This window comes from Oleiphilus sp. HI0066 (assembly GCF_001635725.1).
Genome location: NZ_LWFH01000968.1, coordinates 1 through 295 on the forward strand (window position 1 = coordinate 1; position 295 = coordinate 295).

The window sequence follows — 295 nt, forward strand, 5'->3', positions numbered from 1 at the left end:
CTGGAATGTTCGACTGGCGTAAGGCTCAAACCGTCAAGATCAGCGGGATCCACTGTCCAGGTGCCATCACCGTTATTCGTACCCGCTGACAAAATCGCTCCAGTTGGCACACCACCGATCGTGACACTGCTCATTGTTTCATTAACATCAATGGGAGTTAATGGACCCAATTCAAGATCAAAAACTGCGTCTTCTGCTACAGTGACAGCCCCCGTCAGTGGATCACCGTCAGCACTAGGGTTCGATGGATCGATTGGATCAGTCGGATCGACTGGGTCAACCGGGTTAGGACCAT

General features: G+C 51.5%; 1 pseudogene. It reads right to left on the reverse strand.

Annotation, left to right across the window (positions count from 1 at the left end):
- A pseudogene (locus A3738_RS31030) lies at nt 1-295 on the reverse strand (hypothetical protein); the annotation flags it as partial.